This is a genomic window from Bacillus sp. SH7-1 (assembly GCF_008042405.1).
Classification (GTDB): domain Bacteria; phylum Bacillota; class Bacilli; order Bacillales; family Bacillaceae_G; genus Bacillus_A; species Bacillus_A thuringiensis_N.
In genome coordinates, this window is sequence record NZ_QNUD01000038.1 from 24,263 (window position 1) to 44,615 (window position 20,353).

The following is a 20,353-nucleotide window of genomic DNA, read 5'->3' on the forward strand; positions in this document are numbered from 1 at the left end:
GTGCAGCTCTAAGGTGGTAAGTTATTTTTCTGCGTTAGGAAGTTCTCAGCTTTCCTTCCTTCTCTGTATAACCGGGTAAAATAACTCGTGTCCTTTTCTTTGCTTTTAAAAGTACATCCATTTATTGTTATTCACTATATCTTATTCATTTTATTTTTGCAAGTGTTAAAAAATATTTTTTATTTAATAAAAAAGAAACCAAAAATAGATTTTTGGTTTCCCCTTCTCAATTTTACCAATCTTGTGGTTCGTAATTTAAGTCCGAAAATAGACGTCGCTTCTCTTTCTTCGTTAAATCTCTCCACTGTCCAACCGGTAAATTATTCAACTCAATATTCATAATTCTCGTACGTTTTAACGTGTATACTTGATAACCTAAAGCTTCACACATACGACGAATTTGGCGATTCAATCCTTGTGTTAAAATAATTTTGAACTCATATTTGGATAACTGTGTGATCTCACACGGAAGCGTTTTTGTTCCTAAAATTTTCACACCAGCTGCCATTTGCTCTAGAAAATCAGGCGTAATCGGCTTATCTACTGAAACGATATATTCTTTCTCATGTTTGTTTTCAGCACGTAAAATTTCATTAACAATATCACCATCATTCGTTAACAAAATTAAACCGTCTGAGTCTTTATCAAGACGTCCAATGTGACTAATTCGTAAAGGATGATTCACTAAATCGATAATGTTACCTTTTACAGCTTTTTCACTCGTACATGTAATACCTACTGGTTTATTTAAAGCAATATATACGTGATCTCGAGCAATACGAAGTTGCTCTCCATTTACGCGTACATCATCACCTGGATTCACTTGGTCACCAATTTTTGCAACCTTACCGTTAATAATTACTCTTCTCTCATTAATTAATTTATCTGCTCCGCGTCGAGACGCTTTTCCAGCTTCACTAATAAATTTATTGATACGCAAATTAGGCACTTCCTTTTCTAAAAAAATTCTAGCTCACACTGCTTCTACCGTACAATACAAAAGGGTAAGCCTGCTATTATAACTTAAATATATTAACATGAAAGGGTATATAACGTCTTCTATTAATTACTCATTTATAAGAAAATATCTTTATTATACATTCATTTATGCACTTTTTCCGCGCTTAATATACAAGCCATTCTTCCTTACATACAGCTTGTTTTCCTCTTATATCTTCTATGTCTTCATGAATATTAGCTAATTTATATAAACCTGGAAACATCTCTTCCACATAATGTTGATGAGCCATTTCATCTTTCCAATAAGTGAACACTATGTAACGGTTTTCATTTTTTAAAGACTTCGCCACTACTCCACCTAGCATCCCTTTCGCTTTTTCCATTCCTTTATTCCAAATTGTTTCTTGGTTATGTAAAAAATACTTTTCCTTTCCTGACTTTAAATCACATATAGCAACTCTTACGAATGAACCTTCTGTAACAACATCTTTCAAATGCTTATCAGCTATATCATACAACGTTTGAAATAGTTCAATTTCACATGAAAGAAACGTATCTTCTTGATTACTATTTATATAAATTGTATCGTGAGCACCATTCATAAATGATTGATACGCACTTCTATCTTCCCATAAAGTAAATACACATGCCTCATCTTCATTCCAACCACCAAATTGTCCATGAAAACCATCTAGGTGCTGTATATCACGCCATTGTTCTTGTGCTTTTGAAAATAATTCCTTTTTCTCTTCTTCCACCTTACAGTAGATTGTTTTTAGTAGCATATCTAATTCCCCCTTATCTTACATTCCATTTCCCATCTGCAATACTTTCTACTTTTCCCCTAAACGAACATTATTTTTACTCTCTATTTCTTCAGCTCTTATATGTATTAAAGAGGACCATTTCATCTCGTATCCTTGTTCAACACGCATATTTATCTTTTCTGTTCCAAACAACGATACTTTAAAAGATACGCTGTTAAACATCCATTTGAACTTCCTGTTGCCACGTCTTTCGGAATCCCATAATAGTCTGCAAAATCACGAACACTTAGATCGTCTGTTTGTTTACATAACATAATTATATCCTTCTAGTTATCTATAGTATTCAAAAAAGCATCCGCTCTTTCTATCAGCCATTCACCAAACGTACTTAAAAATAATAAAATTTCATTTATATCATTTATCGGTTCAATTACATATTGTAATGCCTTTCTCATATTTTTTTCTTGTTCGGGAAAATGCTTACTAAATAATTCATAGGCAGGATATAAGTCTCTGGAGTAAAGTCCTTCTCTCTCAATTGTCAATGCTAGACCTGACCTGATTATTATCTTCATAATCCAACGACAACAATCCGCTATATCTTCCACGCCTTTATTATGTATTAACTCTTTGCGTGCTTGTCCAATTTGTTTCCCCAATTGAATAAGATGTTCATAGGCTAACTCCTGACTTACTTTATATTTAGGTAAAGACATTGTTACATCTTCACCAAATATACATACTCCATGTGTCTGTATCATGAAGCTTATAAAAGAAAAACTCTTGGAATTTATCACTTCTTTTTCACTGTAAAAACTCAATTCCACTCCTGTTATACAATTAAATTTTTGCAAAATTTGAATTTCTAGTTTCCTTCGCCAACTTAAGTCTATTAATTTAGGATCCCTTCGCACTAATATAATTACATCTATATCAGCAATACCTTTAATTCCAATCCCTCTTGGAATTGAGCCTCTTATATAAACACTGTGTAAATCATCCTGTAACAATTCACAACAAGTATTTTTTATTTCTTGTATTACCTCCATAAATATAGGTTGAACTTTTTCAATATGTGCATCATTTATAATATATCCTTCATCATCAGTAGGACAAAAACGACCTATCTTTTTTATATTTGGCAATTTATCATCTCATCTCCATACTAAATATTATTTTATTCTATACACATAGTAATTATAATTTAAATAATTCAGAATTAAAAATCAAAAGAGATAGAAAGTAAACAATCCTACAATATCATTCACTTCCTATCTCTTTTATTATCAATTATTTTTCAAATATATAATACGTTAGTTCTCCCGGATAATGTAATACAGTTACCTTCCGCTCCCCTTTTTTAAAACTAACAGTATGCCCATTTTCCCCTAAGTTCTCCCCCCTCCTTGCCTTTGTAATAGGTATTATACTTATATATTTATAATCTGCTTCCTTATCATCGTCAATATGGATTGCTGACATTGGTACCGGAAAATCTTCAATTTTAGATTCTTTGTCTAAATATATGAGTGCAATTAAGCTAATTAATAGCATAGCCAGCCCTTGCAATATTTGAAACTATTTTCTTTTATTCATTTCACTAAAAATCCCTTTTCTCACACATCACTTTCATCATTTTACTAATTTCGATTATTTATGTTTAGAAAAGATATAATTCAAATATTTTCTAACTTATTTTCTCTACCTCAAACAACATATTTATTGTATATTTTAATTAGTAGATTTTTTAATTTTGGAGGCGTTACTCATTGAGGAAATTATTTTCAAAAAAATGGTCAGTTGTAATTTCTATTTTTATCATTTCCAGTACGATGTTCTACACATTGATAGATAAAAATAATACTAAAAAAGCAACTGTAGAAACAATTGATACAAAAACATTCAAAACTAACCTGCAACCTAAAATAAATGAATTAACTACACATTATAATGACATCATCGAAAAAGATTGGTTGCCTGCTTGGGAAGAGATTAACACGAATGGAGATTCAGTAGATAGAAATAAACTATTAGTTACAATGAATGCTGTTTCCAAACAATATGAAACAATTATGAACGAAATAGACACGCTTAAAATCGAAGAAAACATAACAGATATAAATATACGAAAACAACTAATTGAATTCACAACTCAGTTTAAATCCGCATCAAATTTCATGAAAAATGCAGCAAATTTGATTAGAGACGGAGTAAATAACTCTACTCCAACCAGTGAAACTATTGAAAAAACAAAACATGCTTTAGGGCTTGCAGATCAACATATTGTCGTTGCTTTATCTACTTTAACTGAAGTTGAAGAGAAATTAGGACTTGCAAAAAAATAAAACTGTTTACTATTTTAAAATAAAAAAAGATTGCAATTCACATTTTGTCTGTCTATAATATTTTTATTGATTTACAATCAATGCTTTTATAAATTTTATAATTCGGATGAACCATTCAGGAGAAGATCTATTGATCTACCGACGGGGCAAAAAGTTGCTGAATCAACTTTGAAACTCTCAGGTCTTGGTTACAAGTAGAACTGCATGGGGACGAATCTCTGGAGAGACTCCCTCTCGCTTTTTTGTAGCGCGGAGGAAAACGAGCACCGAAGGAGCAAATCCGCTACTTTAGCGGATAATCTCTCAGGTAAAAGGACAGAGACAAGCGAAAGAAAAAGCCGATTTGTATCGGTTTATTTTTCTATTCCTTGTTTCTCCAGAGACCATTTCATTTACTTGAAGTGGTTTTTATTTTTTCTAAAAAAGGAGAATAACGATGGAGACAGTAAGTAAAGTATTAGAACAAATCAATCACTATGTGTGGGGATTACCAACGTTGTTGTTACTCGTTGGTACTGGTATCATTCTCACAGTGCGTTTAAAAGGTTTACAGTTTAGTAAACTATTATACGCTCACAAACTAGCTTTTAAAAAATCAGAAGATACATCTTCCTCTGGAGATATTAGCCACTTCCAAGCACTTATGACAGCTATGGCGGCAACGATTGGTATGGGAAATATAGCTGGTGTTGCAACTGCTGTGACGATTGGTGGACCTGGTGCAATCTTTTGGATGTGGATTACCGCTTTATTTGGAATGGCAACAAAGTATGCCGAAGCAATTCTTGCAGTGAAATATCGTGTTAGTAATGAAAATGGCGAATACTCTGGTGGACCCATGTATTATTTAGAGCATGGTTTAGGTAAAAAATGGCTTGCTGTTTTATTTGCTATATTTGGTACTACTGCTTCTTTCGGTATCGGTAATATGGTGCAATCAAACTCAGTTGCAGAGGCAATGCGAATTAATTTCTCTTTCCCCCCTGCTTTAACTGGTATAGTAATGTCATTTTTAATCGCTATCGTTATTTTAGGCGGTGTAAAAAAAATCGGGAAAGTAACAGGATATGTAGTTCCTATTAAAGCTTTCTTTTATATCATTGCTGGCCTTATTATTATTTTCTATCACTACGATCAAATTCCAGAAGCATTTTCACTTATTTTTTCTGGTGCATTTAACGGTACTGCAGCTGCTGGTGGTTTTATTGGTGCAACAGTTGCATCAGCTATTCAAATCGGAATGGCGCGCGGCGTATTTGCGAACGAAGCTGGTTTAGGGAGTGCACCTATTGCCGCGGCAGCTGCAAAAACTGATTCACCTGCAAAGCAAGCTTTAGTTTCAATGACTGGTACTTTTCTAGATACGTTTATTGTATGTACAATTACAGGGCTAGTATTAATTACTACAGGTGCATGGAAATCTGGTAAAACTGGCGTTGAAGCTACAACACTTGCGTTCCAATCTGTATTCGGTACTGCTGGTAGTATGATTCTTGGTATCGCAATTATTTTATTCGCCTACTCTACTATTTTAGGCTGGTCGTATTACGGTGAGAAATGTGTAGCTTATTTATTTGGAGAAAGTGCTGTTAAATATTATAAAGCAATCTTTATTGTCATGATTGCTATTGGTGCGAATTTAAAACTAGGAATCGTATGGACATTTGCTGATATTGCAAATGGACTTATGGCCATTCCAAACTTAATTGGTCTAATTGGATTAAGTAGTATTGTTGTTGCTGAAACGAATCGCTTTTTACAAGCAGAGAAATTGAAAGAAAATAATAAAAAACAGGCAAGTTAATCTATGAAAAAAGGAATGACTCATACATGATGAGCATTCCTTTTTTCATCCCCTCTTTTACTTAATTACTATTATTAAAAATATATTTATATCAATGTTTACTCCTTTTTATTCCTCCAAAAGTTTTTCACATAAATGTCATAAATCGTATGGTCTAACTATATAGTTGAAAAGGAATGCGACATTAAAGTGTCGCTGAAAAACTCATCCAAGAAAAGGGAGGAAAAATCTTTTGAAAAACAAAATCATTGTTTTCCTATCTGTTTTATCATTTATTATTGGTGGTTTCTTCTTTAACACAAATACTTCAAGCGCTGAAACATCATCTACTGATTACGTTCCTAACCAATTAATCGTTAAGTTCAAGCAAAATGCATCTTTAAGTAATGTGCAATCTTTTCATAAATCTGTCGGAGCTAATGTCTTATCTAAAGATGATACGTTAGGTTTTGAAGTCGTACAATTTTCAAAAGGTACTGTAATAGAAAAAATAAAGAGTTATAAAAATAATCCAGATGTAGAATATGCAGAACCGAATTATTACGTTCACGCCTTTTGGACTCCAAACGATCCATATTTTAAAAATCAATATGGATTACAAAAGATTCAAGCTCCACAAGCTTGGGATAGCCAACGAAGTGATCCTGGTGTAAAAGTAGCTATTATTGATACAGGAGTTCAAGGTTCACATCCTGATTTGGCTTCGAAAGTAATTTACGGGCATGATTATGTTGATAACGACAATACATCTGATGATGGTAATGGTCATGGTACACATTGCGCTGGAATTACTGGAGCACTTACGAATAACAGTGTCGGAATTGCTGGTGTTGCCCCACAAACTTCAATTTATGCTGTCCGCGTATTAGATAATCAAGGAAGTGGTACTCTTGATGCTGTAGCGCAAGGTATTCGAGAAGCTGCTGATTCGGGTGCAAAAGTAATTAGTTTAAGTTTAGGAGCTCCAAATGGTGGTACTGCATTACAACAAGCCGTTCAATATGCATGGAATAAAGGCTCTGTTATAGTTGCAGCTGCTGGAAATGCTGGAAATACAAAAGCTAATTACCCTGCTTATTACAGCGAAGTAATTGCAGTTGCTTCTACAGATCAATCAGATAGAAAATCTTCATTCTCTACTTATGGTAGCTGGGTAGATGTTGCAGCACCAGGTTCAAATATATATTCAACATATAAAGGAAGTACGTATCAATCATTAAGTGGTACATCTATGGCAACACCTCATGTTGCAGGAGTCGCTGCTCTTTTAGCAAATCAAGGATATAGCAATACACAAATCCGCCAAATTATTGAGTCAACTTCTGATAAAATTAGTGGTACAGGTACGTACTGGAAAAATGGTAGAGTCAATGCATTTAAGGCTGTACAATACGCTAAGCAATTACAAGAAAATAAAGCTTCTTAAGAAAACTTTAATCAGTCGATCTACCATGAATGCGGAATAAAATAGAAGGAGAGACTTCTATAATTAAAGCCTCTCCTTCTTACAAACTATATTACTCTCCCTGCTTTTTAACCATATGTAAATACAGTACAAAATCCATCATTGTCGACGAATGACCAAGTTGACGGATCATCGCTGTTATATTTCCTCTATGATATGTACCATGATTTACGACATGTTGTACTAACTCTAAAATTGAAGTTTCTAATGCCTCTGCATATGGGTTCTCAATAACAAATACAGCATTCACATCTTGTATTGTAATTAAAAAGTCTTTATATTGATTTGCCATGTTTTCAAACATTTTTTCTAATTCATGTAACGATTTAGTTTCAATTTGTTTTCGTAAATCTTCTCGGTCTTGTATTGCTTCATTCATACTTTTACCATGCAATATGTGTAACCACACTTGATCTGTAATATAAATATGCACAAACGTATCCTTAATGGATGGGAATACACTCTGTATCTGCTCATTAAAAATTGTCTCATAGTTTGGTAACTCTTTTAATCGATCGAATAATCTAGTATTAGCCCAAGCATGGTAATCAAACTGCTTTAATATATAATCTTTCAATTTATATTACCTCCCTATTGTATGAAACGAATAATTTGTTTCTTCGTTTCCGATTCTCTATCAACCTTTGCAATCCCTTTTTCTTTCATTTCATGCTTATTTATCGTTTTATATTTTACATACGTATGAAATTCCGTTTGAAATGGAAACGGTGTAATCCGAATTGTTTCCTCATCTATCCATTCAGCTTGAATAGGTTTCTCCTCTTTACTATTAAACATTTCTGTTCCTTCAAAACCATCTTTAAACAAATCAATTTCATCTTTCTTTTCTACACCTGGTTTATTCATGCAGACATATAAAGATAGTTCATCGCATAACTTTAATAATCTATAATGTTTATCGAACATCACAAATTGCTCTTTTGTTAGCGTTGTCAATATTCTTTTTTGTCGTTCCAATTCACCTGCATAAAATGTCATCATCTCTTCATCTTCCTCATTTAATGGAAATGATAAAAAATGCTTACTACAAAGTAATGCTCCGTATGGATTGGAATCTTCAATTTCATTCAAACCAATCGTATAAAAGACAAAGCGTAATGAACTTGGACAATCCATAAATGTATATGGGATATTTTTAGCATCATTCAAAATTGGTACTTTATCAAGTTCTATCCATCCTCTATCATGCTCATATATTGCATCAATTGTCTCTTTTAAATATGTATCATCTTCAAAAAAATCTTCTTTTATATGCTTTGCAATCTCTCCAGCTAAAAAACCATGATCATGTTGACGAATTAATATACTTTCCTTCTCATTTTTTTCACGAAAAATCATTCGTATACTCCCCCTCATCCTTATACTAAAGCTTTTTATATGCATCGATTCTTAATTAATCCCCAAATAATAGAAGGGATTCAGTCTCTTGCAACGAAATTAACATAATTATATAGTATTCTTTCTAATCATAGTGATAGCTTTATCTTTACTATCTATTATACTAAAACATTCATTCCAAAAATTTTTTTATGAGGTGAAAACATGAACAAAACAGAATTAATTAAAAACGTAGCACAATCAGCTGATATTTCTCAAAAGGACGCTTCTGCAGCTGTACAATCCGTATTTGACACAATTGCTAATGCATTACAATCTGGCGATAAAGTTCAATTAATCGGATTTGGAACTTTTGAAGTGCGTGAAAGATCTGCTCGTACAGGACGTAATCCACAAACTGGCGAAGAAATTCAAATCGCCGCTGGTAAAGTTCCTGCATTTAAAGCAGGTAAAGAGTTAAAAGAAGCTGTCAAATAAACAAGAAACCAGCCATTTTATAGGCTGGTTTCTTGTTTATTTAAGTAATTCTTTTATATTCTCAGCATGATATACTTCACAAATATAAAATATACATTTGCAGTTACTTACAATTTGATATTTTCTAGTTGGATACACATTCGCTGTAACAGAGCATCCATCAAACAATTCGATAATATTTCCAGAAGGCTGATATCCTTCATATAATACGTTTCTTCTAGTTTCCATCTTTTCTATGAGTTTTTCAACCGGAATGTTTCCATTCTCTAATTCACTCTTAATTGTATTTGATAAAAATGAAGTATCCGCAAAAATAAGATTTTCAGATAATACTTTTCCTTTATAACTAACATGAGATACCCGGTAAAGAAATGGTCCATTTTTATCAAAGAAATTCTTTGCTTCTTTCGGGATATACTGTCTATCAAGTACCTCTTGTTCGAGAACATCAAACTGAACTGTATCATTCAAAAGCTTTTCTAAAGTATGAATAGATGATGTATCTCCAGAAAATAAAATATTTTTAATTGCTTGTACATTATAAGTGAATTCATTTGTTCTATTTTCCGCTACTAGCATGAGGAACACCTCTTCTATAAAATATTTTATTAAACTTATTTATAATTTAAAAGCGCTACTGCGTCCAACTGTGTGATTTCGGTAACTTCTTTACTGAATATTGCAATTGAAGCCATATAATCTACACTTGGCCTTAAATCTCTCATCACTGTATTTTCTACTAACTCTTGTCTATCCTTAAAAACCAACAAGTTTGGAGGTTCATTTGGAGCTGATATAATAATATCCACTGGTGAAATCATTAGTCCTTTACCTGTCGCTTTTAGCACTGCTTCTTTTCTAGTCCAATATGTTAAAAAACCTTCTATTTTCTGTTCATTAGATAATTTCATAACTTGCGCTTTTTCAATGTCTGTTAATACGCCTTCTGCCATTTTCATTACATCTACATTTGGATTCATTTGTTCAACATCAACGCCTACAGGTACAGACCTTGTAAATGCAACAACAACCCACTCACCCGAATGTGAAACCGATAACTGCGGCATACCCTCTGGTAATTGTGGTCTACCATGTTGTAACTTACATACTGGGCACAGCCTATCAATTGGCACTTGAACTGGTGACATAGAAAGTATTTTACCTAGAACTAATCTACTAATTACACAACCGATTATAAAACGAGCACGATCTGCCGAATGATGATATGAATTTGCTTTCTCTCGTTCAACATCGTTTAGTAAATTGTAATGCCATGATTGTAAATCCGAAATTCTTCCCCACCATATTTGACAATCATTCTCATTCAAAATCGGTATAGAATCTACAACTTTACTTTCTATCATGTAAACTCTCTCCTTCTAAATACCAATATCATTTTATTTCAAAAGACCATTTTCAAACTTATTCATTTACAATTTCTTTCTCTTTTTGTAATACAGGTAACGGTTTTTTCTTCTTTTTTGACATTACCTCTTTATCAGAAATACGTAAAGAAAATAGTAATGCTACGAGTAAAAATATTGCTGATCCAATTAATGCTGCTTGATATGGTAAAAAATCTGAATGAGTATTATGTTGTGCACTGTTATTTCCAAAACCAGCTAGTATACTAGCTAAAACAGCAACTCCTATCGCTGAACCTAATCGATTTTGCACATTAAATATAGTAGTTGCTCTCCCCATAGAAGGCGGCGTTATATTGTTAAATGCAGAAAATTGAACTGCTCCAACTGACTGGCCTAAGAAAATACCTATACCAAACAAAAATGCCCGTATTTGCCAAGCGTTCGTATCGTGATTTACAAAACTTAATAAAATAAAGATAATCGCCGTACAAATTAACCCGATAGAAATTACCTTACGAGCTCCTAATTTCTTATATGACCATGGCACAATCTGTGACGATATCATTAATCCAATCGCCTCTGGGAATGTAGTAAGGCCTGATTCCAGTGCGGATACTCCTATTACATTTTGATACATAAGCGGAAAAACAAATAACATTCCTAGTAAACCAGCTGAAGAAAACAATGAAATAAGACTCATTTTTCTAAAGACTGGTTCTTTTAATAAGCGTAAATCTAACATCGGTTGCTTTACTTTAAGTTCTACAAGAATAAACAATGTAATAAATACAGTCCCAGCTATTCCAGTACTTATAATCTCTGTAGAAATCCAGCCTCTTGATGGTCCTTGACTGAGCGCATAGATTAGCATTGCAAATCCTGGCGCTGAAAAAATAAAACCAAGAGAATCAAAGCGACCAGCTGATTTTTCAACATGCTCTACTAAAAATAGAAGTCCAAAGAGCAATGCAACGATTCCTAACGGTAGATTAATATAAAATGCCCAACGCCAAGACATTTGATCTACAAAGAAACCACCGATGATAGGACCAATTGCTGGTGCTACAGCAATTGGAAGTACAATGAACCGAGAAATCTTCGGTCTTTCCTCTGGTGAAAATGTTCGAAATAACATCGCCATTCCGACCGGTGTTAAAAGCCCTCCACCAGCACCTTGAATGATACGGAAAATATTCAATGAAGTAATATCGTTAGCCATTCCGCATAAAGCAGAAGCGATTGTAAATACGAAAAGAGCAATTAAAAATACTCTTTTCGTCCCAAAACGATCTCCTAACCAACCAGAAATTGGAAGGAAAACAGCTAAACTAACTAAATACCCAACATTAACCGTCCCCATTGCAGATGGAGGTACTTGTAGTTCTTTACTTATCGTTTGTAGTGCTACATTCACAATCGTTGCGTCCATCGCAGCCATAAACATCGCAGTTATATACACGATACTTACGACTACTTTTGGATTTAGTTTTGCTTTCATTATCGTTTTCCTGCTAATGTTTTTTCACGATCTTGATTACTTTTTGGATTCAAATCTTTCCAGTTATATTCAACATATTCTAAGCAGCTCTGCCTACTAGCTTCTTCATATACGACACTCCAGCCAATAGGTACATCGAGAAAAGCAGGCCAGAGAGAATACTGGCCCTCCTCATTTATTAATACTTTATATGTGTAATTATCATTTTCAAATGGATTCGTCATACTCTCCTAACCCCTTTCTTATCCTGCAAATATTTCGCTAATACTTGTCCAATTTCCGTAAGTGGAGCTGGCTGACATAAATCTTTATGTCTACAATCAATATCATGCTGCACAATTTGTCCGTCTAAATAATTTAGCCACGTATTTGGAGAAATAGGATCAAACCAGTCTGGTATAACAGTAGATCTAAAGAATATGATATCTCCGTTATAAACTTTCGGTACATATTTCCCTAACAATCCTACTGAATTTACATATGTCTCTTTCAAGTTCAATATAGTCTCTTCTTCAAGACTTGCTAATGCACTTCCATCTTTACGAAGGATTTTAACTGCACTTTCCATTGTAAGTGGTTTACCATCCATGTTATCTGGGTCATATCCGCCTAAAGCAAGTAATGCGATTAACGCTTCCTCTTCAGTAGGCGCTTCCGTATTCGGTAAGAAGTGTCCAGGATAAGAATCAAGCATAACGAGTAATTCTACTTCTTCCCCTTCATTTTGTAGTTGTGCCGCCATTGCATGCACAACATTTCCTCCAAGCGACCAACCTAATAAACGATATGGTCCATGAGGCTGTACTTCACGAACGTGTTTCAAGTAATCCGCCGCCATCTCCTCTAAACTTTTTGGAAGTTCTTCATTTTTAGCAATACCACGTGCTTGTACACCATAGATTGGATAATCTGTTCCTAAAGATTTCATAAGTCCTGCATAGCACCAACTTAATCCACCTGCTGGATGTACACAAAATAGTGGTAATTGATCCCCGCTTGCTCGTAATGGAAGCAACACATCAAGTGCACTTCGACCATTCCCCATCTCAAGTCTTTCAGCTAACCCTGCAACAGTCGGTGCTGCAAATAAAGTACCAATGTTTAGTTCCACTCCAAGCGCCTCTTTCATGCGGCTCATAAGCTGCACTGCAAGGAGTGAATGGCCACCAAGATCAAAGAATCCGTCATCAATTCCAATTTGAGGTACACTTAGCACTTCTGTAAACAAATCACATAACATTTCTTCTTGCGGTGTTCTTGGACCACGACTAGAAGATGATGCGATAAATTCTGGAGCTGGCAATGCCTTTCTATCTAATTTACCGTTTGGAGTTAAAGGTAACTCATTTACTACTACAAAAGCGTATGGAACCATATAATCTGGTAAACTACCACTAGCAAACTGACGCATTTCATTCGTATCAATCGCTTCATTATTTGATGAAACGATATAAGAAACTAACCGTTTATCCCCTGGTTGATCTTCCCGTACAATAACGGCTACTTGCTCAACTTTAGGGTGCTTCATTATGACTGCTTCTATTTCTCCTAATTCAATTCGGAATCCACGAATTTTTATTTGATGATCTGCACGTCCTATATAATCTAGCGTCCCATCTTTACGCCAGCGAGCTAAGTCTCCTGTACGATACATTCTTGTACCTGGCTTTCCAAATGGATCTGCGATAAAGCGTTCAGCCGTTAATCCTGCTCTTCCTAAATATCCACGCGCAAGCCCTGCACCTGCAACATACATTTCTCCAACTACTCCAGGTGGCACTGGTTGTAAATAGTTGTCTAACACATACACTTTAAGGTCAGGTATACTGCACCCAATTAAACTATTTGCTCGTAAAGAGACGATAGTTTCATCTAATTCAATATAACTAACATGTACTGTCGTCTCCGTAATACCGTACATATTAATAAGCTTTGGTGCGTTATGAGGATGTCGACTATACCAATCTTCTAAGCGACTTAGCTCAAGTGCTTCTCCTCCAAAAACAACATATCGTAAAGATAATTTTTGGCCAATCTCTTCATTTTCACGATCTGCTTGCATCAATTGATAGAACGCTGATGGAGTTTGGTTTAAAACCGTAACCTTTTCTTTAACAAGAAGCTGTAAAAATTCTTTCGGTGAGCGACTTACAGTATGTGGCACTACAACTAAACGCCCTCCGTATAATAAAGGTCCCCAAATTTCCCAAACCGAGAAGTCAAAAGCATAAGAATGGAACATCGTCCAAACATCGTTTCCGTCAAACTGGAACCAATGATCAGTTGCGCCTAAAAGTCTTACTACATTTTGATGAGGTATCATAACGCCTTTCGGTCTACCCGTTGAGCCTGACGTATAAATAACGTAAGCAATATGTGATGGAGATAACGGGTTAATTCGTTCCACTTCATCAATATTGTCTTCACTATATTTGTCAACTTCTGCTATTACTTTCACATCATCAACTAAAACTTTTAGTGTCTCATCACATTCAATTTCCACTTCTGAATTTGTTAAAACACATGATGGTTTCGCATCCTGGAGCATAAATGAAATACGATCTGACGGGTAATCTGGATCTAACGGAAGGTATCCAGCACCAGCTTTAAGAACAGCTAATAAGCTTACAACCATGTTTAATGATCTTGGCATCGCTAAAGCAACGAGTTGATCAGGACCAACCCCTTTTGCTATTAGGAATCGAGCTATTTTATTTGCTTTTCTATTTAACTCTTCATAAGTTAATTTCTTATCTTCAAAGACAACAGCTATAGAATTTGGATTTATATGAGCCTGCTTTTCAAATAATTGTGGCAATGTCATTTCTGGTGCAATTTGAAAACCACCATTCCACTTTTCTAACACTGTATTTTTCTCTGCTAAAGTTAATATTTCTAATCTGCCAATGGATTGATCCGGATTTGTCACTGCATCATCTAATAACAAAATAAATTGTTCTATTAGTTTTTGAACCGTTTCACGTTTATATAAATCGGTACTAAACTCTAGTAATCCATGTAAACCGTTCGGAGTACCATCAACCCCGTTACTCTCACTAATTTCAAATGTTAAATCAAATTTTGCAGAACCGACGCTTTGAATTTCAAGACTCGCTTCTAAATCTGGTACATGAAACGTTGCTTCTGGTGTATTTTGGAAAGCTAACATAACTTGAAACAACGGGTGGCTGTTTCGAGTACGTACTGGATTTAACACTTCAACAAGCCTTTCAAATGGAACATCTTGATTTTCATAAGCTGCAAGATTTACCTGCTTCACTCTATTTAATAATTCTTTAAAACTTGGATCTCCTGAAGTATTTGTACGTAACACTAATGTATTTACAAATAAACCAACTATATCTGAAAGTACATCATCATTTCTTCCAGCAATCGGACTTCCAATTGGTATATCAGTGCCTGCACCTAATCTTGTAAATAGTGCACTTAGCCCTGCTTGCAATACCATAAACAAACTAACTCCATTTTTACGTGCAAGCTCTACTAACCTACTATGCATACCTTCATCTATATGAAAATGAATTGTTTCCCCGCGGTAACTCGTCTCAATTGGACGCTGGAAATCTGTAGGTAACTCCATTTGGTCTGGTAAACCTTTAAGTTCTTCTTTCCAAAAATCTAATTGTGTTGAAATAAGACTCTCTGGTGTCGTTTCATCACCTAGCAATCGCTGTTGCCAAAGTGCATAATCTGCGTATTGAACTGGAAGTGTTTCCAGCTGAACTCTGTCACCTTGACATCGTGCTTTATACGCCGCTGTAAAATCTCTCGTTAAAGGCTGTAATGACCAGCCATCACCTACAATATGATGTAATAGAATTAATAATACATGTTCGTTTTCACTTACTGTAAAAAGTTGCAAACGAACTGCCGGCTCAAAATCGAGGTTAAAGCTATATCTTACCGCCTCTGAAAGTACACTTTCTAATTCATCTTTACATGTATTAGTTATAACCATTTCTAGATTTAAGTTTTCCATATCTAAAATTTTCTGATAGGAACTACCTAATACGTTAGGGAAAATTGTTCTAAGTGTTTCATGTTTTTCAACTACATCATAAAAAGCACCTTGTAATGCTTCCCGATTCAATATTCCATTCATACGAATGACTAGCGGAATATTATAAGTAGGACTTGGACCTTCTAAACAATTTAAGAACCATAACCTGCGCTGTGCAAATGAAAGTGGAACTTCATTTGGCCTACTTGCTTTCTGAATAGCTGGTCTTGCACTATTTGCATGGTTTAATTGTTTCGCCAGTTCGGCAACAGTTGGTGATTCAAATAGTTTCCCGATTCCTAATTCCACACTTAACGTTTCACGAATTCTTGCCATTAAACGAGATGCGAGAAGTGAATGTCCACCCATTTCAAAGAAATTATCATCAATGCTAATTCGAGAAACACCAAGTACTTCTGCAAATAAATCACATAATATTTCTTCTTTCGGATTTCTAGCAACTCTCTCATTGTTCATTCCATTAAAATCAGGAGCAGGTAATTTCTTTCTGTCAACCTTACCATTTGGCGTTAATGGTAATTCTTCTAGCACAACAAATGCCGATGGTATCATATAATTCGCTAAACTTTCTGAAACATAAGAACGAATTTCTGAAAGGTTAATCGGTTCCTTTTCTTCTGCAACGATATACGCAATGATGCGTTTATCATTTGGACGATCTTCTCGTACCATTACTACCGCTTGTTGAATATTTTCATGTCGTTGTAATACCGTTTCAATTTCAGCTAATTCAATTCGGAATCCACGAATTTTTATTTGATGATCTGCGCGACTAATGTACTCTAACGCACCATCACTACGCCATTTCACAAGATCTCCTGTACGGTACATGCGCTTCCCTGATTCTCCATAAGGATTTGCAACAAACCGTTCAGCTGTTAACTCAGGTTTTCCTAAATATCCGCTTGCAAGTCCTTCCCCTGCAATATATAATTCCCCAATAACTCCAGGTGGAACTGGTTGTAACCCTGCATCCAATACATACACTTCTGTATTGCAAATTGGCTTTCCAATAGGAGGTATACCCTTTTCACCTTCATCAATGTTCATGAAAGTAGACCAAATCGTCGTTTCAGTTGGTCCATATAAATTAGTTATTGAGCAACCTAATTCTTTTAATTTATTTGCTAAATGCGCTGGAAGAGCTTCACCACCAACTAGTATGTTTAGCCCTTGTAGCTTTTCTGGATAATCAGTTACTAACGCCTGCCAAAGCGTAGGTGTAGCCTGCATAATGGTCACTCTTTCTTCTTGTAAAAGTGTCGTTAATGCAGAAGGCTCTTGTATGTCTTCTTTTTGCGCAATTGTTAAACTTGCACCACTAATAAGAGGTAAATAAATTTCTAGAGCAGAAATATCAAACGCAAACGTTGTAACTGCTAATAAATGATCATGTTCATTTAACGAAAACTTTTGTTGCATAGCCATTAAAAAGTTACTTAAACCTCTCATAGGAACAATTACACCTTTTGGGTTTCCTGTTGAGCCTGAAGTATATATTGTATAGGCTGGGTTTAAAAGTGATACATCATTCTTACATGCTATATTCATACGAGAATATGTATGTAACGCTAGTTTCGTTTCTTCGCCATCTAATACAATTTTTTTCATATCATTTTCTATAACTAACTTAGATGAAACAGATGAATGTGTTATGATACAAACTGGTTTTGCATCATTTACTATATAATTAACTCTTTCTGCTGGGTATTCTGGATCTATCGGTAAATACGCTGCACCAGCCTTTAAGACTGCTAGCATACTAACTACCATTTCTATTGATCTAGGGAATACTAAAGCTACAAACTGATTTGGTCGTATTCCTTCTTCTACTAAATAATGTGCTAGTTCATTCGCTCGTTCATTTAGCTCTTTATACGTAAGGTTTACACCGTCACAAGTAATCGCTAGTTTATTGGGATTTTTTTGCACTTGTTTTTCAAATGATATAGGTAGACTGATTAACTCATCGTCTTCCTTCGTTTCATTCCATTCCAATAAAACTTTATGATTTTCTTCAGGCAGAGTAATGTTTATTTTTCCAATCGACTCGTTTTTCTCATAATTATTTATTACTAATTCAAATAGATTCATAAATCTTTCTTTATGCAATGCTAGCTCTGCGCCATTATATACTTCGGGATTCGCATCAAAATGAATCATTAGCTCATTTTGATCAAAAGGCTTATATACATTTATCGATAAATCATCTACAGGTCCTGCTGATAAGTTATGCGTAATGCCACGATTTCCAGCAAAATTAAGCCCGTAATCAAAAGGCATAACATTCACTAACGGTCCAAACAACCTTTGATTTTCACCTAGTAACTTTAAATCTCTTCTTAATTCCTCATGACGGTATTTATGATGGTGACGTACATCTCGGATTTCTTTAGAAACTTGCTGCAATAATTCCGCAAGAGTTATATTTGGAGTTACTGTAATACGAAGTGGAACTAAATTCATTACCATACTTGGTATATGAATAGATACAGAACCTAGACGTCCCATCATCGGTAAACCTAAAACAATATCATTTTCACCTATTAATTTATGCATATAAATACTTGCTACAGCGACAATGAATTCCGGCCAACTTGTTAACGAAATATTGATATCTTCTAGTAAAGTTTTCGTGCTAGAACTAGATAAATAAGCTGTTTCTCTTGAAAATCCATTTGATGTTCTCGGTGCTCGTTCTGCCAAACTTACAACTTCTGGTTCATCTGCAAACTTTTCTAACCAAAAAGTACGATCTTCCTGAAATTGTTTAGACTCACGATACTCCATATCTTCTTGCACGACTTTTGCAAGAGAACCAAATGGCTTTTCACTCTTGTTTGTTTCTTTTATAAGTGATGTATACTCATTCGCTACCTTTTGGCTAAGAAGTGAAAATCCATAGCCATCCATCACAATGTGATGGATGCGCTGATACCAAAAGAAACGATTATTTTCAACTTGAATAAGTGCTTCAGTAAATAATGTATCTTTTTTCAAATTGACTGGTATAGATAAATCATTTTTCATCCATACTTTAGCAGCTTCTTCAGGGTTTTCTTCTTTACGAACGTCAATAAAATGCATATGAAACTGTGATTCTTCAACAACTTGCCATGGGCCAATATCATCCTCTTCGAAGCGAACGTGAAGTGCCTCTGCTTCCATTACAACTTTACGTACAGCTAATTCAAAAATGTCTTGATGAATATTTCCGTTTATTTCTACATATTCCCCAGTATTATATATCGGATTAAGCGGATCTAATTGTTGCGCAAACCACATACCAGACTGCGCAGATGATAACGAATGACGAATCTTTTGACTGTTAGGCATTCTTTACTACCCCTTTATTATGTAGTCTATTTGTTACAGCACCTGTGCTGTTTGTGAAGATAGTAAACTGTACCAACCTGCAACAGTTGGACGTTCTGCTAAATCTGCAAAAGTGATTCCTTTCCCTTCACGACGCCATTTCTCTACTAAACTCATAATTCTGACCGAATCAAGCCCTCTATTTAATAAGTCCTCATCAATATCAATACTCACTACTGGCTCACGAAGTAGTTGTGCAACTAGTTCATGCACTTCCTGTATAGTGATTCCTTCACTCTCATCACCTTTTACACTTTGTAAATCTTTTAACAGTAGGTCTGTTGATGTCGTTACTGCACATCTATTAGATGCATACTCCAATGCTTGTTTATGATGCTCTAGTGAAAAATCAGCAACTGCATCTGCTACAAAGAACGGCTCTATACCATCCATAAATGCTTCACAAGCTGTTAAAAGACAGCCAATATGCGCATAAATACCGCAAATAATGAGTTGATCTCTTCCTTGTTCATTTAAAATTTCTAATAGATTTGTCTTTTTAAATGCACTATATCTCCATTTTGTTAGGAATATATCATCTTCATCAGGAGTAAGTTCATCAACAATTTTCTTTTTATCTGGTCCAGCAGGAATACCGTCACCCCAAAAGTCTTGTAATAAACCTCGTTGTTCTAACGTTTGCCCACCAGGTTGTGCTGTATAAACAACTGGTATACCAAGTTCCTTACATTTTTCTCTTATCATTTTAATATTTGAAATAAGTGCTACTTTTGGTGATTCTTTATCGCTATATGCATCAAGAAAATATTCTTGCATGTCATGAATTAAAAGTACTGCACGTTTCGGATCTGGTGTCCAATTCACTTTATTTTTTGGTAGTTCTGATTCAATTGGCATTTTATATACTGAAATAGATGGGATAGCCATCTAATC

Annotated in this window: 17 protein-coding genes and 1 riboswitch; of the genes, 4 read left to right on the top strand and 13 right to left on the bottom strand. The window is 34.8% G+C overall.

Going from position 1 to position 20,353, the window contains the following annotated elements; translation table 11 throughout:
- Positions 1-232: 232 nt before the first annotated feature.
- From rluF to DN390_RS25045, 5 genes are all read right to left on the bottom strand, one after another.
- Positions 233-940 (bottom strand): 23S rRNA pseudouridine(2604) synthase RluF, encoded by a 708-nt coding sequence (gene rluF / locus DN390_RS25025; protein ID WP_063223359.1) that lies wholly within the window; start codon positions 938-940, stop codon positions 233-235.
- Positions 941-1,124: 184 nt separating this feature from the next.
- Complete coding sequence (locus tag DN390_RS25030; RefSeq protein ID WP_147808766.1) at positions 1,125-1,745, bottom strand: YdbC family protein; 621 nt, start codon at positions 1,743-1,745, stop codon at positions 1,125-1,127.
- Positions 1,746-1,897: 152 nt separating this feature from the next.
- Entirely contained in the window at positions 1,898-2,041 is a 144-nt protein-coding gene (locus DN390_RS30825) for a PhzF family phenazine biosynthesis protein (protein WP_176225734.1), read from the bottom strand.
- A 12-nt stretch (positions 2,042-2,053) separates the two neighbouring features.
- The gene (locus DN390_RS25040; RefSeq protein ID WP_060630781.1) at positions 2,054-2,872 is read right to left on the bottom strand and encodes a nucleotidyltransferase family protein; all 819 of its coding nucleotides are present in this window, start codon (positions 2,870-2,872) and stop codon (positions 2,054-2,056) included.
- 145 nt (positions 2,873-3,017) lie between these two features.
- Entirely contained in the window at positions 3,018-3,281 is a 264-nt protein-coding gene (locus DN390_RS25045; RefSeq protein WP_147808767.1) for a hypothetical protein, read from the bottom strand.
- A 215-nt stretch (positions 3,282-3,496) separates the two neighbouring features.
- On the opposite strand from DN390_RS25045, the gene DN390_RS25050 reads away from it, so the two are divergent.
- The 3 genes from DN390_RS25050 (at position 3,497) to DN390_RS25060 (ending at position 7,302) form a co-directional block, all read left to right on the top strand.
- Complete coding sequence (locus DN390_RS25050; RefSeq protein ID WP_147808768.1) at positions 3,497-4,072, top strand: hypothetical protein; 576 nt, start codon at positions 3,497-3,499, stop codon at positions 4,070-4,072.
- A gap of 208 nt (positions 4,073-4,280) precedes the next feature.
- Positions 4,281-4,401, top strand: a riboswitch (glycine riboswitch).
- Positions 4,402-4,508: 107 nt separating this feature from the next.
- Complete coding sequence (locus DN390_RS25055) at positions 4,509-5,876, top strand: alanine/glycine:cation symporter family protein (RefSeq protein WP_098608107.1); 1,368 nt, start codon at positions 4,509-4,511, stop codon at positions 5,874-5,876.
- A 232-nt stretch (positions 5,877-6,108) separates the two neighbouring features.
- Positions 6,109-7,302 (top strand): S8 family peptidase, encoded by a 1,194-nt coding sequence (locus DN390_RS25060; RefSeq protein ID WP_147808769.1) that lies wholly within the window; start codon positions 6,109-6,111, stop codon positions 7,300-7,302.
- Positions 7,303-7,393: 91 nt separating this feature from the next.
- On the opposite strand, the gene DN390_RS25065 is transcribed toward DN390_RS25060, so the two are convergent.
- Positions 7,394-7,918, bottom strand: coding sequence for a DinB family protein (locus DN390_RS25065; protein ID WP_147808770.1), 525 nt, complete (start codon positions 7,916-7,918; stop codon positions 7,394-7,396).
- A 14-nt stretch (positions 7,919-7,932) separates the two neighbouring features.
- Positions 7,933-8,700, bottom strand: a complete 768-nt coding sequence (locus tag DN390_RS25070) for a DUF3891 family protein (RefSeq protein ID WP_147808771.1) — start codon at positions 8,698-8,700, stop codon at positions 7,933-7,935.
- Between the two features lie 204 nt (positions 8,701-8,904).
- Between DN390_RS25070 and DN390_RS25075 the strand changes: the two genes are divergently transcribed.
- Positions 8,905-9,177 carry an HU family DNA-binding protein gene (locus DN390_RS25075; protein ID WP_001043905.1) on the top strand — a complete coding sequence of 91 codons (273 nt, stop codon included), beginning with the start codon at positions 8,905-8,907 and terminating at the stop codon, positions 9,175-9,177.
- A 36-nt stretch (positions 9,178-9,213) separates the two neighbouring features.
- Here DN390_RS25075 and DN390_RS25080 read toward each other — a convergent pair whose 3' ends face one another.
- The 6 genes from DN390_RS25080 to DN390_RS25105 are packed head-to-tail and all read right to left on the bottom strand — an operon-like array spanning position 9,214 to position 20,347.
- Positions 9,214-9,756 carry a chorismate pyruvate-lyase family protein gene (locus tag DN390_RS25080; protein ID WP_147808772.1) on the bottom strand — a complete coding sequence of 181 codons (543 nt, stop codon included), beginning with the start codon at positions 9,754-9,756 and terminating at the stop codon, positions 9,214-9,216.
- Between the two features lie 35 nt (positions 9,757-9,791).
- On the bottom strand, positions 9,792-10,541 hold the full coding sequence (gene sfp, locus DN390_RS25085; RefSeq protein WP_147808773.1) for a 4'-phosphopantetheinyl transferase Sfp: 750 nt from the start codon (positions 10,539-10,541) through the stop codon (positions 9,792-9,794).
- 58 nt (positions 10,542-10,599) lie between these two features.
- Positions 10,600-12,042 (bottom strand): MDR family MFS transporter, encoded by a 1,443-nt coding sequence (locus DN390_RS25090; protein ID WP_147808774.1) that lies wholly within the window; start codon positions 12,040-12,042, stop codon positions 10,600-10,602.
- Positions 12,042-12,266 carry an MbtH family protein gene (locus DN390_RS25095; protein ID WP_147808775.1) on the bottom strand — a complete coding sequence of 75 codons (225 nt, stop codon included), beginning with the start codon at positions 12,264-12,266 and terminating at the stop codon, positions 12,042-12,044. The genes DN390_RS25090 and DN390_RS25095 overlap by 1 nt, the downstream gene beginning before the upstream one ends.
- Positions 12,263-19,420, bottom strand: a complete 7,158-nt coding sequence (locus tag DN390_RS25100; RefSeq protein WP_147808776.1) for an amino acid adenylation domain-containing protein — start codon at positions 19,418-19,420, stop codon at positions 12,263-12,265. Before DN390_RS25100 ends, DN390_RS25095 begins: the two co-directional genes overlap by 4 nt.
- 33 nt (positions 19,421-19,453) lie before the next feature.
- The gene (locus DN390_RS25105; protein ID WP_147808777.1) at positions 19,454-20,347 is read right to left on the bottom strand and encodes an isochorismatase family protein; all 894 of its coding nucleotides are present in this window, start codon (positions 20,345-20,347) and stop codon (positions 19,454-19,456) included.
- Positions 20,348-20,353: the final 6 nt, after the last annotated feature.